10 protein-coding genes are annotated in these 16,213 nt (G+C 71.7%); all 10 read left to right on the top strand.

Annotation, left to right across the window (positions count from 1 at the left end; all coding sequences use genetic code 11):
* Nucleotides 1-280: 280 nt before the first annotated feature.
* The 10 genes from ACWDRW_RS35095 (at nucleotide 281) to ACWDRW_RS35050 (ending at nucleotide 16,101) form a co-directional block, all read left to right on the top strand.
* Nucleotides 281-1,225, top strand: coding sequence for a conjugal transfer protein (locus ACWDRW_RS35095; protein WP_451730964.1), 945 nt, complete (start codon nucleotides 281-283; stop codon nucleotides 1,223-1,225).
* Nucleotides 1,225-1,563 (top strand): hypothetical protein, encoded by a 339-nt coding sequence (locus ACWDRW_RS35090; RefSeq protein ID WP_451730892.1) that lies wholly within the window; start codon nucleotides 1,225-1,227, stop codon nucleotides 1,561-1,563. The genes ACWDRW_RS35095 and ACWDRW_RS35090 overlap by 1 nt, the downstream gene beginning before the upstream one ends.
* A complete protein-coding gene (locus ACWDRW_RS35085; RefSeq protein WP_451730890.1) occupies nucleotides 1,560-2,138 on the top strand; it encodes a hypothetical protein in 579 nt (192 codons plus the stop codon). Before ACWDRW_RS35090 ends, ACWDRW_RS35085 begins: the two co-directional genes overlap by 4 nt.
* On the top strand, nucleotides 2,135-4,819 hold the full coding sequence (locus ACWDRW_RS35080) for an ATP-binding protein (RefSeq protein ID WP_451730888.1): 2,685 nt from the start codon (nucleotides 2,135-2,137) through the stop codon (nucleotides 4,817-4,819). The genes ACWDRW_RS35085 and ACWDRW_RS35080 overlap by 4 nt, the downstream gene beginning before the upstream one ends.
* A gap of 381 nt (nucleotides 4,820-5,200) precedes the next feature.
* A complete protein-coding gene (locus ACWDRW_RS35075) occupies nucleotides 5,201-7,927 on the top strand; it encodes a hypothetical protein (protein ID WP_451730885.1) in 2,727 nt (908 codons plus the stop codon).
* Entirely contained in the window at nucleotides 7,924-9,075 is a 1,152-nt protein-coding gene (locus tag ACWDRW_RS35070; protein ID WP_451730882.1) for a C40 family peptidase, read from the top strand. The genes ACWDRW_RS35075 and ACWDRW_RS35070 overlap by 4 nt, the downstream gene beginning before the upstream one ends.
* Nucleotides 9,072-9,701 (top strand): hypothetical protein, encoded by a 630-nt coding sequence (locus ACWDRW_RS35065; RefSeq protein ID WP_451730879.1) that lies wholly within the window; start codon nucleotides 9,072-9,074, stop codon nucleotides 9,699-9,701. The genes ACWDRW_RS35070 and ACWDRW_RS35065 overlap by 4 nt, the downstream gene beginning before the upstream one ends.
* On the top strand, nucleotides 9,677-12,310 hold the full coding sequence (locus ACWDRW_RS35060; protein ID WP_451730876.1) for an ATP/GTP-binding protein: 2,634 nt from the start codon (nucleotides 9,677-9,679) through the stop codon (nucleotides 12,308-12,310). Before ACWDRW_RS35065 ends, ACWDRW_RS35060 begins: the two co-directional genes overlap by 25 nt.
* Nucleotides 12,311-12,955: 645 nt before the next feature.
* Nucleotides 12,956-13,504, top strand: a complete 549-nt coding sequence (locus ACWDRW_RS35055) for a hypothetical protein (protein ID WP_451730873.1) — start codon at nucleotides 12,956-12,958, stop codon at nucleotides 13,502-13,504.
* Nucleotides 13,505-13,605: 101 nt separating this feature from the next.
* Nucleotides 13,606-16,101 carry a bacterial transcriptional activator domain-containing protein gene (locus tag ACWDRW_RS35050; protein ID WP_451730872.1) on the top strand — a complete coding sequence of 832 codons (2,496 nt, stop codon included), beginning with the start codon at nucleotides 13,606-13,608 and terminating at the stop codon, nucleotides 16,099-16,101.
* The last annotated feature ends 112 nt before the right edge of the window (nucleotides 16,102-16,213 follow it).

The following is a 16,213-nucleotide window of genomic DNA, read 5'->3' as shown; positions in this document are numbered from 1 at the left end:
TGCTGCCCTGGGGCTGGCTTCGCCGGGGACCGCGTGTTCTGGAGGGGGCGGACCGCCTGCCGGGCAGCTGGCCGCGCGGGGCCGGGGGCGGAAAGGGTGGGCGGTCGGCGGTGTGCCATTGAGCCGTGGTCGGGCCTGTGGTCGGGCCCGCCACGCCTCCGACCACAGGCTTCGTGTCCCTATCGTGACCGTGGTCGGGGCTTCATGGTCGGTGGTCGGGTCGGGGCCCGCGAGTTTCCTCACGGTCAGCAACCACCTTTTCTGACCTGGGAGTTCGACCATATCCCCTGGCAAGCACGCCCTGCGGAACGAGGCCGCTGCCACGACGGCGGCAGGGGTGCAACTGGAAGCGATGCGGCGCCGGGTGCGTCTGTCGCGCCTGGCGGTGTGGACCGTCATCGCGGCCGGCCCGATCGCCCTGGGCCTCGCCATCACCTCCACTCCGGCCACCGTCGAGGCGGCCACGGCGGACAAACCCACTGCCGCCGTGCGCACCACGGCGGTGGCCGCCGACCCGGCAGGCTATGCGCAGCTTTTCGTCGCTGCGTGGCTGCGCAGCAGCGCGGACGACACCACAAGTACTCAGGCCCGCCTTGCGCAGGCCATGGGCCCGGACGTCGAACTGCCCGATCCGGCCGAGGAGGCGGATACGCAATCGGCGCCGGAGTCGGTGACGGCGGTGCGCAGTGCGCAGCGCGGGCAGGGCGCGTGGTCGGTGACGGTGGCTGCGCAGTACCCGGACGGCCAACTGCGCTACTACGCGCTGTCGGTGACCGCTGACCGCACAGGCGGCTCGTTCACGGTGACCGGCGCGCCGGGTGTGGTGGCCGGCCCCGGCCGGGCCGAGGTGCCGCAGTCGGTGTACGGCGTCAGCGTCCCCGAGGGTGAGCTGTTTTCCGCCCTCGAAGGGTTCTTCGCCGCCTACCTGACCGGTGCCGGGGAAGTGACCCGCTACCTTGCGCCCGGCGTAAGCCTGGCGACCGTTTCCCCCGCCCCGTACGAGACGGTCACCGTCACGCAGGTGTCCGCCGTCGAGGAGAGCGCGGCCGGCGAGCAGATGCCGGCTGACGGCACGGAGGTCCGCCTCCTGGCGCAGGTTCAAGCCCGGGACACCGGCGGGCGGTGGCCACTGGCCTATGAACTTTCCGTCACGTCCCGTTCGGGGCGCTGGGAGATCGCAGCGCTTCGGAACGGCACCGCTCAGGGCGGGGGTGAGCGCTCGTGATGACCGGGGAAGGTCTGCTTGTTGCGGGCAGGCTCGATGAGTTCGGCGAGTCATGGATCGACATGTTCGAGCGCTGGGGCACCAAGGGTCTGCAGGCAGGCCTGATCGTCCTCGTCGTCATCATCATGATCCAGAAGTTCAGCCTGAAGGCGGGTATCGGCGCGCTCCTGCTGATGATCGTCGCACTCGGTCTGTACGGGTCCCGCCAGGACCTGGCGGACATGTTCGAGGACGAGGTCAAGCACCCGGCCAAGGGCGCGCCCGCCGTTCCCGGCGGCAGGCCTGCGTCCGGCTCGCTGCGCGATGCCGACTTCGGCGGCCCTGGGGGTTGGCTGTGAGCGCGGCGGCAGCGGGACGGGTGGGCCGCTATTACACCGCTGCTCGGCGTCATCCCTGGGTGCTGGGGAAGGTCGCGGACTGGAGGATTCCCCTCGGCCCGTACACGCCGGCGCAGATCGCCCTCGCCACCGTCGGCGGTTTCCTCCTCATCAAGTCGGTCTCGTGGTGGTCGTGGATGGGGCCGGTCCCCGTCGCGGCCTGGCTGCTGGCGATCTGGGCGGTGCGCCGTCCGAAGATCCGAGGCCGTGCCCCGCTGCAGGCCGCGCTGGGCTGGATATGGCTGGGCCGGCAGCCGCGGGGCGGGCGGATCGGCGGTCGCGCTGCCCGCGATCGGGGCCCTCAAGCGCTGGTGGGCGGCTTCACCGTTGAAGCCGCGCCCGGAACCGGGGTACGGGCCCCGTCCCCTTCCCACCGTCGGCAGCGGGAGGGTCGACGGCCGCGCGCGACAGCGGCCGCGGGCCAGGGCTCCTCATCCGCACCCCACCAGCAGGCGGCGGCTTCCTCCGTCCCGACACGGCCGCGTTCGGGCGTGCAGCAACTGCTGGAGCAGACCGGGCCGAGGAGTGTGCGGTGAGGGTGCCGATCCGTCACGTTGCCGGACACCTGGTGTGGTCGACGCACGGCAGCGTGTGGGCCGTCTACCGGCTGCACCCGGGCCCGGACGCGCAGGGACAGCGTCACGAGAACGTGCAGGGCAGCTACGTGGCTGCGGCGGTCCGTGACGAACAGCTCGCCAAGATCACGCATCTGGTGCGGTCGTTGTCCGGGGCGCCGCGGCTGTTCGGGCTGTGCGCGCAGGTCGATCCCGGCGAGATCGCTCTGCGCATGATCGAGGGCGTCGGGCCGGCCGACGAGACGCCGGGTGCGCATCCGTGGGTGGAGAACGTCGAAGCCACGCTCGATCTGCTGGACGGGCAGGAGATGCACCGCCGCACCCTGTGGCTGGCGGTTCCGCTGCAGATCGAGACGGCTGGTCTGCAGGTGTCGGCGTCCCTCGGGGCGGCGTGGGCGGAGCTGTCACCGATGCTCGGTATGCGCCCGGCGCCCGTCGCCCGACGTGAGGTGACCGCCTACCGCGAACAGGCAGCACGGGTGGAAGCCGCTCTCGGCGGCGGGATCGCTTTCCGTCCCGCCCGCCCGGCGGAGGTCGTGTGGATGATCCAGCACGCCCTGCACCGCGGCCTGGCGGAGCCGCTGCTGACGGAGGCCGAGACCAGCGACCTGTACGGCGGGCAGCTGCGGGACGGTGTGCTGCGCTCCCCCAGTTACGCCGACCTTGGCCAAGTACGGCTGCAGGAAGGGGGCATTGACTTCGGCCTCGATGACGTCGACGGCCTCAGGAGCTCCGGCTGGATCACGCGGTCCGGGCGGAAGGCCTGGTGGCGGGTGAACAGCGGTTCACCGCTCGGGCGACGCTGGCTGCAGGTCGAATCCGACGCCGGGGTGGGCTACCAGGCGCAGCTCGCCCTGGCCGAGTGCCCGCCCGCGGTCAGCCAGAGCGCCGCTGACCTGTTCGCCCAACTGGAATCTCTCGACTTCCCTGTCGACTACACCATCGACCTCGCCCTCGTCCCGGCGGAGAAGGCCCGCGAGCAGGTGCGGCGCAAGAAGAACGAACTCATCGACCAGGCCGACCAGTACGACGCCCGCCCCACCGGCATGCCGGCCTCGCTGACCGAAGCCGCCCGTGATCTCGGCGAGTTGGACGCCCGCCTGTCGCGCACATCCGTGGAGGTCGAGGTGCAGTCCGTGACCGTACTGACGGTGTGGGGGCCGACCGCCGCCATCTGTGACGCCCGGGCACGTGCACTGACGGCTGTGCTGGGGGGCGCCGACTACCGGGCCGTGCGCCCGACCGGCCTGCAGGAAGCCTTGTTCGCGCTCGGCCTGCCCGGAACCGTACGCCCGGGTGCGGTGGGGGAGTTCACCCAGCACCAGATCTCCGAGGACTGGGCTCTGGGCGGGGCTTTCACCGCCTACGAGGTCGGCGATCCGAACGGCATGTTCCTCGGCATCGATCTGGACAGCGGTACCACCCGCCCGGTCATGATCAACGTGGCCGATGCGCCCAAGGTGGACGCGTCCGCGTCCCTGGGCGTCGTAGGGGACCTCGGCGCGGGCAAGAGCGTGCTGCAGAAGCTGATCGCGGAAGCGGTGTGGGCGCGTGGCGGCTGCGCGATCTGCATCGACCGCACCCCCGTCCGCGAGTGGGCGACGTTCGCCCGCGCCGCGGCCAAGGGGCGCGTGCAGGTCATCGACGCTGCCCGGGCCGAGGTGTCCATCGACCCGATGCGCATGTTCGGCGGTCCCGAGGGCCGCCACTACGCCCTGTCCTACCTCACTCTGCAGCTCGGCATCAGCCCGATGAGCACAGGCGGCGAGGTCCTGCATCACGCGGTCGAGGGGGCCGCCGCCGGCGACACCCCGTCCATGCACCGCGTGCTGGAAGTCCTTGAGGAGATGGCCAGAAGCGAGGTGGGCAAGCGGCAGGACGCCGCCGCCACCCTCGCCGGACTCGTCCGCGTGGTCGCCACCAACCCTCTGGCACGGATGGTCTTCGACGCCGCGCTGCCGCCGGTACACCTGGACGCCTCCAGCACCTCCGACATGATCGTGATCACGACGACCGGGCTGAAGCTGCCGCCGAAGCAAGCCTTCGCCAACCCCGAGGTCCTGCAGCAGCAGCCGCTGGAGGCGCTGATCGGCCGCGCGGTGCTCTATCTGATCGCCGCGCTCGCCCGGCAGACCGCCTTCGAAGACCCCGCCCGGTTCACCGCGGTCGTCGCGGACGAGCTGTACTGGCTCACCTCCTCGGCCGAGGGCACCGCGCTGGTCCACGAAATCCTCCACGACGGCCGCAAACACGGTGCGGGCCTGATCGCCGGATCGCACGACGCCGCCGAACTCGGCCCCGACCGCGGCCTGATGGCCTACCGCGCCCTCGCCCGCACCACGGATCGCGAACGCGCCCGCCGCGGCCTGGAATTCATCGGCCTCGACCCCCACGACGACGAACTGCTGCGGCTGGTGACCACCGGCCTGTCCCCCGTCGGACAACGCGGCCGGGAGGGCGAGTTCCTGCTGACCGGCCCGCGGCAGAACACCGGCCGCATCAAGGTCACCATCCCCTCCATCCCGCGCGTCTCCAGGTCCATCACCACCACACCCGGCCGCAGAGCGACCCCTGCCGCGCCCGGCGAGTCAGGGCCGCCGGCCGGTGAGACGACGCAGTCCCGCCCGAAGGAGCACCTGTGATGACCTCCGCGCGCCCGGCCCGCCCGCGGTGCGCCGCCACAGCCGCGGCTGTCCTCGCCATCTGTGCCGTCGTAGCAGTCTGTGCGCTCGTACTCGTCCTCGCCGTGGGGACCGGGCTGCCGCAGGCGTGGTGCCCCCACACCGGGCGTCCCTTCACCGCCGGAGTCGCTGTCGCAACGGCCCGTCCCGCACACCGGGACCCGTGCGGCCTGATCGCGGGCCCGGCCAAGGAGTACTGCGAGCGGGCTCCCACCGCGCGTGCCACCACGAAGAGGCCGGACCTTGCCGGTGCCGTACGGCGCCTGGTGCCGGCGGGCGCCGGTGTGACCGTGCGGATGGTGCGGCGGCGCAAGTGCGCAACTGGGCGAAGGCGGGGCTGAGATGGTCCGTTTCGACCGCCCGACGCTGCGTTCGGCTGGCGTCCTGGTGCTGCTCACCGGCGTGTTCGTCATGGTCAACAGCCAGGTTGTGCACGCGGCGGGCAGCAACAGCGAGACCGGGGACCTCCTCGCCCCGCTCAACATCACCTCCTCCGAAGGCGTGCCCGTCAACGGCTACGAGCTGAACGCTGAGGGCGGCTCCATCGTCAGCTTCAAAACACAAGCCCTGGCCTTCGCCCTGTCCGGGCTGTTCACCCTGATCCGGCTGCTGGTCGGCCTGGCGGGCTGGGCCATCGAGGTCGCGTTCCGCTTCCCGCTGCTTGAGATCCTGACCCAGCCGGCGCAGAAAGCCGCGGACACCTACAACGAGGTGGTCGTCAACTCGCTGGGGTTGAAGGGTCTGCTCCTCGCCTGGGCGTTCGTGTTCGCCGGATTCATGATCGTGCGCGGCCGGGTCGGCCGCGGGCTCGGGGAAATCTTCCTCACCCTCCTCATCGGCGCGCTGGCCGCGTCGACGTTCGTGCGGCCTGACGTTCTGCTGGCCGAGGACGGCCCGCTGGGGCAGTCCCAGCAGGTGGCCGCCGAGGTCGCCCAGCAGAGCGTCAACTCCTACGACTGGGGCGGCAAGCTCGCCGGCATCGGGCCCTGCCACGACCTGTCCGGCAACGCCGAGATCCGGTGCCTGGAACGTGAGAGTGAAAGCCCCGTCTCCGCAGCTCAAGTGGCCCGCCCACTGCAGGACTCGGTCACCAACGCACTCATCGTCAAGCCTTACATGCTCCTGCAGTACGGGCGCATCCTCGACCCCGCCGAAAAGGCCGACACGAAGGCCTACGCCGTGCATCTGAAGTGGGTCACCGGCGGCTACGACGCCCGCCAGTCGAAGCAGGACCGCGAGGACGCCTGCGGCCTCGTCCACGGGCCGGCCAAGGACTACTGCAAAAACGGCGGCAACGCGACCGGGGACAGCGAACTGCCGTCCCTGACTCCTGGGGGTGAACTACTGGACGTCCCGAACGCGATCGTCACCGAGGAGGACCAAGAGTTCGCCGCGTTCCTCTCCGACCTGGAGAAGGCCGGGGACGTCGGCGCGGCGTGCGCCGCCTACGCCAAGCAGCCCACCTGGTGGCGGGTCGGCGGCGCGGCCCTGCTGCTGATCGCCGCACTGTTCATCTGCGGCATGCTCCTGTCCAGCGCGATCGTGCTGCTCGGCACCCAGGGCGTGTGCGCGGCGGCCGCGGCCGCCGGAGGCATCGCCTTCATCGCGGGCATGCTGCCCGGCCCGGCACGGCAGTCGGTGTGGAAGTGGCTGTCGCTGTGGGGCATCGCCGTCCTCGCGGTGGTGGGGATCTGCGCGTTCGTGCCGTTCTTCGGGATCGCCGTCGACGCCACCATCACCAACGGTCCGGATCTGATGGTCGAGCGGATTCTGCTCATCGACGTCCTGGCCATCGTCGGCGCGGCAGGGCACCGCCGTCTGCTGGCCTCGATCACCTCGTTCGGGCGGCGGATGGCGATGAGGATGCGCTACGCCAAGATCGGCGGTACTCATCTGCCCGGCGACACCAGCGAACTGGGCGCCGCCCTCGCCATGCACTCCCCCACAGCATCCGGTGGTTACGGCGGTGGACTTCGCGCCTTCACCGCACATGGCGCAGGAGGCGGGTACGGGATCCTCGGCACCCGCCAGCGCCTGATGGGCTCGCTCGCCTCGCTCACGGACGGCACCGGCATGCCCCTCGACACCGGGCGCGTCCTCCCCGACGCCCGCGCGGAATCGGGACGCGGACTCGCACCACTGGCTGCCGCGGCCGCGGTGGGCGGCCTGGGCGCACGGCTCGGCGCCAAGGGCGGGCACTGGCTGCTGATCGGCCGACGTCCGGAGGGCGAACAGCTGGCCAAGTGGCGCAAACCCACCACCGATGGTGACCAGGAGCCGGGTGGGCCCGGCAGCTCCGGCGAGCCCGGCACCGACGGTGGGTCAGGCGGCTTCGGACCGCGTCGCCCCGGCGGCCCACCCGACCGCTACCGCAACGAGGACGGCCAGGTCATCGACCGCACCACCGGTCAGGTCCTGCACGACCAGCGAGGCGACCGCACGCTGCTGTCCACCCGCGCCCACAACCGGCTGGTCCGCTACCGCGGCTATCGCCTCCTGCACCGCGGGGGCCGGGCCGCGTACGGGGCGACGGCCGGCCTGCCCGCCAACGTCCGCCGGGCCCGGGCGGAAGGCTCGCGCTTCTCCCAGGACGCACGCCAGCAGGTGCGCGTCTGGGGCAACACCCTTCGCGAGGACGGCCGGGCCTGGACAGACACCGGGCGTCAGGTGACCGGTGTCCTGCGGGAGAACAGCGACAGCGGCGGCCCCGGCCCCTTCACCAGCCGCCGCCTGCCGGCCCCGACCACCACCGCCCCCGCTTCCCGCCCCGCAGCGCCTGAACATCAGGCGCCCTCGGGCCGGTCTGCGGGCCGACCGGTCCCTGCCCGGGCGCGGCCCGCTCCACCAGCCGACGGCCCCGCCACAGCGCCGCCCCCGCGCGCAGACGGCCCGCGGCCCCGGCCCGGTCAGGGCAGGCCGCATCTGGCCGGTGGCTCCAGCGCTCGCACCCCAGCGCGGGAGGAAGCCCGGGCCCGCATGCAGGAACTGATGCGGCGCACCGCACCCGAGGCCGACCGCCTGCGCCGGGAAGAGACCCAACGCCACAACGAGGACGGTGAGGAGGAGTGAAGCCGCACGGACACCGCGTCCGGCGGTTCGGATGCATGCTGGTGCTGCTGATGTTCGCCGCCGTGTGCTGTGCCGTACCGGTCGGCAATACGATCAGCGCCTACGTCGCGCCGGCGCCGGGTACGCAGGCGGAGGACGGGTTCGCCGCAGGCGGATCGGCCGCGGACATCCCGCCGCGCATGCTCGTGGCGTACAGGAAGGCCGCACAGCGAGTCCGGAAACAGGTACCGGCATGCCGGGGCATGCGGTGGCCGGTCCTCGCCGGAATCGCCAAAGTCGAGTCCAACCACGCCATGGGCCGGAACATCGCCGCAGACGGCGACATCCGCCCAAGGATCTACGGGGTGCTCCTCAACGGTTCCGGCGCCGGGGGAAACACCACCGTCGTCCCGGACACCGACCGCGGCACGTGGGACGGCACCGATCAAGGTGAGCGTGCCGTCGGTCCCTTCCAGTTCCTGCCCTCCACATGGGCGAGCGTCGGCAGGGACGCGAACGGGGACCAGGCTGCCGACCCGCACAACGCCGATGACGCCGCGCTCGGCGCCGCAACCTACCTGTGCGGCACGGGCCGTGACCTGACGCAGCGCTCCCAGCTCAAGGAGGCGATCCATGCCTACAACCACTCCAGTGCGTACGTCGCCAACGTGCTGGGCTGGATCGACCAGTACGCCGCGGCAGCCAAAGACCCCGACCTGAACGCGGCGTCCGGGAAAGTCCGCACCGTCCTCGAGGCGGCCCTCGCCCAGCGCGGGGTTCCCTACTCGTGGGGCGGCGGCACCGCGCACGGCCCCTCGTACGGGATCTGCTGCTCCCCCGGCGGCAAGAGCGGCGCGCGTATCAAGGGCTTCGACTGCTCGGGCCTGACCACCTATGCGTTCGCCCAGGCCGGCATCCGCCTGCCGCGCACTGCGGCCGCCCAGGCCGGGGTGGGAAAGCGGATACCCGCCGGCCTTGGTCCCGGCGCCCTCGAACCCGGTGACCTCGTCTTCTACGCCTACGCCCCCGGCCGTGATTCGACGATCCACCACGTCGGCATTTACACCGGCAGCGGTCGGATGGTCAACGCAGCCCGGCCGGGCACGGCCGTCCGGATGGACGCGGTCAACGCCCTGTCCGGCTACGCGGGAGGAGCCCGGCTGCTGTGACCACCCCACCACGCCCACCGCGTCTGCTCCTGCTGACCACCCTCATCTGCGCCGTCGCCGGCGTCACACTTCTGCACGGCCCGCACGACCACGAGTCGTCGCCGACGACGGAGTCAACGACACGCGCGACGACAGCGCCGTCGTCGGCACCTGCCGCTGCCAACCGACCGCCCACCACGACGCCCTCCGCCACATCGACACCCTCGCCGGTCCTCGCATCCGCTCTGCCACCGCACGGCAAGGGCACGACGGGCGACCAGGCCATCCAGCACGCGCTGGAAGCGGCCTGGCCCGCCGACCTCCCCGCCGCCGACGAGCGGGAGTTGCTCACCGCCGGTCGCGCATTGCTGCACGCGGACGCCACCGGCAACGGCCGCGCGAGTTGGCCCGGCGCCATCCAGCCCTCCAGGAAGGCCGTAGCCCCGGCGTTCGCCACCGCTCGCTTCCGCATCCAGGCCGCGATCGCCCGCTGCGACGGCGAACCGAACCGGGCGGTGGTGCATCTGGTGTGGGCGGGCACCGACCGCGGCGGCACCTACACCGACGGCCGCGTCACCGACTGGCACTTCACCCGGACACCTGCGACGAGAGGACCAGCGACGTGGACTCCGCAGCCTCCGACCTGACCGGACAGGCCGTCCTGTCCGACCAGAGCGCTGGACCTGCGCTCAGTCTGCTCACCGGCCTGGCCAGCGCTGCCGTCTGGCTCTACGAGCACTGGTACGTGCCGGCCGTTGCTGTCGCCGTGTCCTGGGGCCTGGCTGAGTGGGTCCTTCGCCGCCTGGCGGAAAGGATCGCAGCCCAGCGGACGGCCCTGGAACTTCTCCCCTCCCGGCACTTCGACCCCGGCCTGGAGGAGATCTTCCGCTGCGGCGTACAGCTGACACGCGCCTCCACCGCGATGCCGTGGTGGGCCCCGCGCCGCTCGAAGGCGGTCCAGATCCGGCTGCGCGCGGACGGCAGCACACCGCTGCGGTATCGCATCGAGGGCCCGGCCGGGGGCGAACGGCTGCTGTCCATCACCCCGTTCGGGCCGCAGGTCACCGTCGAGCGGGCCCGGCCGATCACCGACACGCCGCGCCAGCACGTGGTGCGAGCGGAATTCCTCTTACGGGGCAGGCCCACCGCCACGCTCCGGGAGGTGCCACTGGATCCCGATCCGCTGCAGCCGCTGGTGGATGCGGTCTCCGACCTGCGGGGCGAACTCGGCGATCTCGCCGAGATCCGCCTGGACATCCAGCGTGCCCCCAAGTGGGCGCTGCGGGCCCGCCGTGTGCAGCTGATGAGTGCCGCCCGCCGCGCCGAACGACGGCAGGCCCAGCGCGCGGCCCGCTGGGCACGCCAGGACGCCTCCGGCATGGACGACTCGCCGCTGTGGCAGATGCAGCAGCTGGTCACGGGCAAGGACGCCTCCCCAGGGCGCCGGCTGGTGATGCCGCCCGTGCCGCACAGGGTGGAGCCGGCCGAAGCACTGGGCAAACTCGCCGAGGACGACCACCTGGTACGGGTGCAGCTGCTGGTGATGTGCGCCTCCGACAAGGCGGGCCGCGCCCAGGCCCGGCTCGCCCAACTCCAGGCCGCGTTGGATGTGTTCGGTGGCCGCTCGAGGTGGGCGATGCGCGGCTGGCGGATCGGGCCATGGCGGATCGGCGCCGATCACTGGCCCACCAAGCGTGGTTTCGAGCGCCGCTGGAACCTGGGCCAGTGCCGGCCGCCCCGCGCGAACTGGGTACGGCTGGAGGAACTGACCGGACTGCTCAAGCCGCCGACCGTCCACTGCCGGCTGCCGCTGCTCGCCGACGACCTGCCCACCTTCCGGCACGGGGATCCCGAACTGCTGCTGCAGGGCATCTACCGCGGCCCGGACGGGCGCCGTCGCCTGGTCGCCACCTACGCTGCGGAAACCCTCTTCGAGTGCGCGGTGGGCAAGGCAGGCGGCGGCAAGACGGAACGCGCGCTGGCGCAGGCCATCGGTTGGGCGCACGCGGGCGGAGGCCTGATGTTCCTCGACCCGCACCGCGACTCCTGGCCCCGCGCCACCACCTTCCTGGCCCACGAGCATCTGATGCAGCGCATCGCGCTGATCGACCTGGGCGGTCACGGTCCCCATCCACGGCTGAGTTCGTGGAATCCGCTGGCCATGCACCACGGACAGGCGCCCCACGACGTGGTCGAGGCGGTCTCCGACGCGTTCGCTTCCGTGCTGGGCTGGGACGACGCCACCGCACCGAGGGCACTCACCATCCTCACCGCCGCGCTCACCGTCCTGACCGCCGTCAATCAGGCCGCCTGCCAGGCCGGCCGCCCCGACGACCAGGCCACCCTCTTCCACGTCCGGTCCCTGCTCACCGACCCCGACTTCCGGGCCGTGGCCCTGGCCGCGGTGGCCGACCGGCTCGACGCAGACACCCGCTCCTGGTGGAGGATGGTCTTCCCGGCCTTCCCCGCGGACGCATTCGGTGTCGTTCTCAACCCCCTGGCCCGGCTTGCCGCCAACCCCGTCACCCGCGCCTTCCTCGGCCACCCAATCGGCGTCTACAACAGCCGCGCCGCCATGGACGCCGGACTGGTCGTGTGGGTGTGCCCGGGCGGAAACGGGCCCACCGACCGGCTGCTGACCGCGTTGCTCGCCCGGGATCTGCTGCGGGCCGGCCGCTCACGACGCGACACCCCCGAACACCTTCGGCGGCCCTTCCGGCTGTACTTCGACGAACTGATCACACTGACCGGCGCCGCCCCGGAGACCATCGCCTCGATGTTCGAGGACTTCCGCAAGTACAAAGTCACCGTGCACGGCATGACCCAGCTCCTGGGCCGCCTGCCCGGACCAGTCCGCATGTCCCTCACGCAGAACGCCTCCACCCTGGCCTCAACCGCCGGCTCCAAGACCGCGATCGCGCCCGTCACCGCGGAATGGGGCGACAACCCCAGCGCGGACGAAGTGGCCACGCTCAACCGGTACGAGCACTACGCCTCCCTGACCGTCAACGGCCGCCGCACCGGCCCGACCCGGATCACCGGCCCCCACCTCGACGACGTGTTCGCCCACTACGCCCGCCCCCAGGACGCCGCCACCCTGGAGCGCACCGCCCGGGACATGGCCGGGGCCCTGCCCCTCGACCAGCTCACCGCCGCCGCCTCCGCCCAGCAGCAGCGGGTTGCCGGTTTCCTCGTCCAGCAGGCCTCCGCCACCACCAGCGAGCGCCCCGACCAGAGGGGGCCGAGATACCAATGAGCGCCCCCGGCCGTCCACGTCACGGTCACGGTCACGGTCACGGTCACGGTCACGGTCACGGTCACGGTCACGGCACAGCGTGCGACTGACTCGCCTGACACACCAGCATCTACCGCCGACCCATTGAACTTTGCTTAGGTGAACCACTAGCGTTAGCCCTAAGCGCTCACCTGCCGCAGGAACTTCCCTGCCATAACTGCGATTTGGGGGATCGAGAATGAGCTCTGACGCGCGATTAGTTCGCAGCAACAACGCATCCGGTGCAGATATATGGCCTGCCGGGACCCTGTCCGTGTCCCAGGTCGGCGACGCCTGGGTCATACAAGCGGCCGGCGATTTCAACTTCGATGACCTGCACCAGGTCCGCAGCCACTTTCCGCACCGGTACGTCACCCTCGACGGCGACGTCATCACCGTCTGGCCCCGCCCGCGGAGGGACCAGTGAGCCTGCCCTCGCAGTCCCCCTCCACGCCCAGTGGCCCCGACTCCGACCCGCGCAGCACCCGTCGCCTCGCAGACAGCCCCGCTCCCTCCGCAGCCGCAAACGCGGACCTGTCCGGAGGTGGACGCCCGTCCCTGCCTCCCCAGGAGCAGTCCGAAGGTGCCGGCACGAGGCCGCGCCAGCCCGCCCGGGCCCGAACAACGGTGGCAGCGGGGGCGGTCGTACTGTGCCTGGCCGTTGCCGCTGCCGGTTACTTCACCCGGGACCTGACAGCACGAAGCACCGCCTCCCGGGCGAACTCCCACTCCGGCGCAGCCGCGGCCGCGCAGCGGGAATCCCGGACGGAGCCTGACAAGCCCCTGGCAGAGATCAAGGGCCAGGACAACCTGAAGCTGACGATCAGCGCCGTACAACGGATGCGGGGCGGATTCCTCACCCTGCGCGGCACCCTGACGAACATCGGCGACGACGAGGCCGTGGTCCCGGCCGCCCTGCGCGGCAACGAACGCGACATCGTCAAGAACGGCCAGTCCCTGGGCGGCGCCTCGCTGGTGGACTTCGACGGCCGCAAGCGCTACTACGTGCTGCGCGACACGGAGGGGCGCCCGCTGACCACCACGGGCCTGGCTACCCTCCAACCCGCGGAAAGCGTCGCGGTGTTCATGCAGTTCCCGGCCCCACCCGCAGGGACGCGGCAGGTCGACTTCTACCTGCCCCAGTTCGACTCCGCCACCCTCGCCCTCCCGCGATGACCATGGTCACCCTCACCCATGCATGCAGACGCCGGCAGCCGGCCCGCCCTCCGCGCGCACTGACCGCCACAGCCGTCCTCCTTCTCGCCGCAACCCTGCCCTTGGCTGCGGGGCCACTCCCCCACGCCATCGCCGCGCCGCACCGCAGCCCCAGCCCCGGCCCGGGCAACGCCACGGCGCCGGCTTCCCCGGCGCCGGCCCCCGAGGACGGGGCGCTCGCGCTCCTCGAGGGCGCCACCCTTGCCACCCCCAAAGTCCTGGACCTCGACTTCGGCACCACCACGCTCGCTCTGCGCCAACTCATCGAAGACCACCCCGGCGGTCAGAAGGGGCAGGACGCCTCCTCCGCGGCTCCCCCGACGACCTCCGCCAGTACGCCCGCTCAACAGCCCACCACCGCTTCGCCGGCACCGACCGCCAGTGCCGTGCCCCCATCCCCCGCCGATACGGCGGCGCCCCCCTCTTCCTCGACCACCCCCGCAGCCTCCCCCAGAGCCCCTGCTGTCCCCGTCCCGGAGCCGCATCAACTGCTGGGCTTCGGCGCCCTCCTGGCTGCCCTGCTCACCGCACTACTCGCGCTGCGCCGCATCCAGCGGGCGCGCCGCGCATCCACCACACCCGCCACGCCGCACCCAGCCGGGCCCCGCCCGGTGCCCACCGCGCAAGGCGAAGGCATCGCCCGTCTGGATACGGCCCTGCGCACCCTCGCCCACCACCACGGCCACACCAGCGTGCTACGGGCAGCACGGATCACCGCCCGCTCGCTGCACGTCCTCCCCCACAGCCGCCACCAGCCGCTGCCGCCCTTCACCGCCGGGCCACGCCGCTGGTGGACCCTGCCCGACAGGGCCGTGCTCCTCGATGAACAGACCGCGTCCACCATCCGGCCTCCATGCCCCGGACTCATCACCCTGGGCACCACCCGCGACGGCGCGCTGCTCCTGCTCGATCTCACTCAACTGCCCGCGCTGCTCCTCAAGGGCAGCCCCGACGACATCACAGCCGTCTGCGCCTCCCTCACCGTGGAAGCGGCGCTCAGCCCCTGGGCGGACGAGACGGAAATCTGGGCCATCGCCTTCGGCGACGACCTACCCGGCCTGCTGCCCACCCGCCCGATCACCCACCTGCCGCACGCCAGCCAAACCTTGCGCGAACTCAACGCCCGCCTGCTCGAGATCCACCAGCAGCCCGCCGATGCGTGCCCTCCCGCACTCCTGCTCTTCGCACCCACCCTCAGCGCCGACGCGGCGCAACAGCTCGCCGACGTGATCGGCAAGGCCCGACGCGCCCGCATCACCCTGATCGCCCCCGCCCGTACCGCCACCGCCTACTTCCCCGAGGCAGAAGTCCTCGATGCCTCCCAGACCGGCCCGCAGCCCGTAGGCGGCACCGACACAGACGTCACCCTGCAACGCGTGACGCCGTCCGACTACCAGCACCTCAAAGAGGCCCTGACCGGCACAGCACCGCCTGACCCGCCGTCTGCCCGACACCACGCCACCACACCGCAGCAGCCACCAGAGCCGGTCCAGCTGAGGGGGCCACAAGAGGCAGACCTGCCGCAGCGACCCGCCGCTTCGGCACCCCACACCACACCGGCCGCCCAGCAACCCGAGCCGCACACCGAGGACGGCACGATCTACCCGGCCCTCCTAACCGCCACCAGCCGCCACCCGCAGACACCCCCGCCGCATGACCCCCGCCCCCAGGCTGCGATGCGTCCCCCTCCGGCACACGTCCGCACGGCAACGGCACCAACCCCAGACCAGCCCCACACCAGTCCAGCGCCCTCAGCAGAGGCGCGACGTCAAGAGCACCACCACACCGGCCCGCACCGCGAACCACCCGATACGCGCGCCCCCCAGCTCCGCGTCCTCGGCCCCGTCGAGATGGACCGCGTGCCCTCCACCGGGCACGGCCCCCGGCAAGCACAACTCGCCGCCCTGCTCTACTTCCGCCCCGGCCGCAGCGCCGAAGCACTCTGCGCCGACATGGACGCCGACCGCCCCTGGACCAAACGGACCCTCAACGCCCGCCTCCAAGGCCTACGCCGCGCGCTCGGCCAGGACCCCGCCGGCCACCCCTACGTCCCACGCCGCAACCACGCCGACGACCCCTACCAGCTCTCCCCCAGCGTGCGGTGCGACTGGGACCAGTTCCGCCTTCTCACCGACCGTGGCCTCAACCTCGGCCCGGCCGGGCTCGACGAACTGGAACAGGCACTCGCCCTCGTCCGCGGCCGGCCCTTCGGCGACAAACCCCTGCCCTGGGCGGAGCCTCATCAACAAGAAATGACCACCCGGATCGTGACGGTCGCCCACACGATCGCCGCCCTCCGCACCCCACCGGGCCCCCACCACAACCTCACCGCCGCACGCCGAGCCATCGCCACCGGACTCGACACCGACAACACCGCGGAGCTGCTCTACCGCGACTGGATGCGGATCGAAGCACAGGCCGCCAACCGACAAGGCATCCACACCGCCCTCACCCGCCTGCAGCACATCAACACCCAACTCGACTGCCCCATCGAGCCAGAAACCGAGAACCTCATCAACCAACTGCTCCACCACCTCCACCCCGACCCCAACCCATGACCACCCACCCTGACATCAGAAGCCGTATCTCAACCGAACGTGATCGCTTGATTTGCGCTGGTCAGGCATGGTCTGGCTCGGAGTGAGGGAGGCATGCGGCGTCTTGTTTCGG

Source organism: Streptomyces sp. NPDC003635, from assembly GCF_053587635.1.
This window is presented reverse-complemented; position numbering and strand designations above follow the sequence as displayed.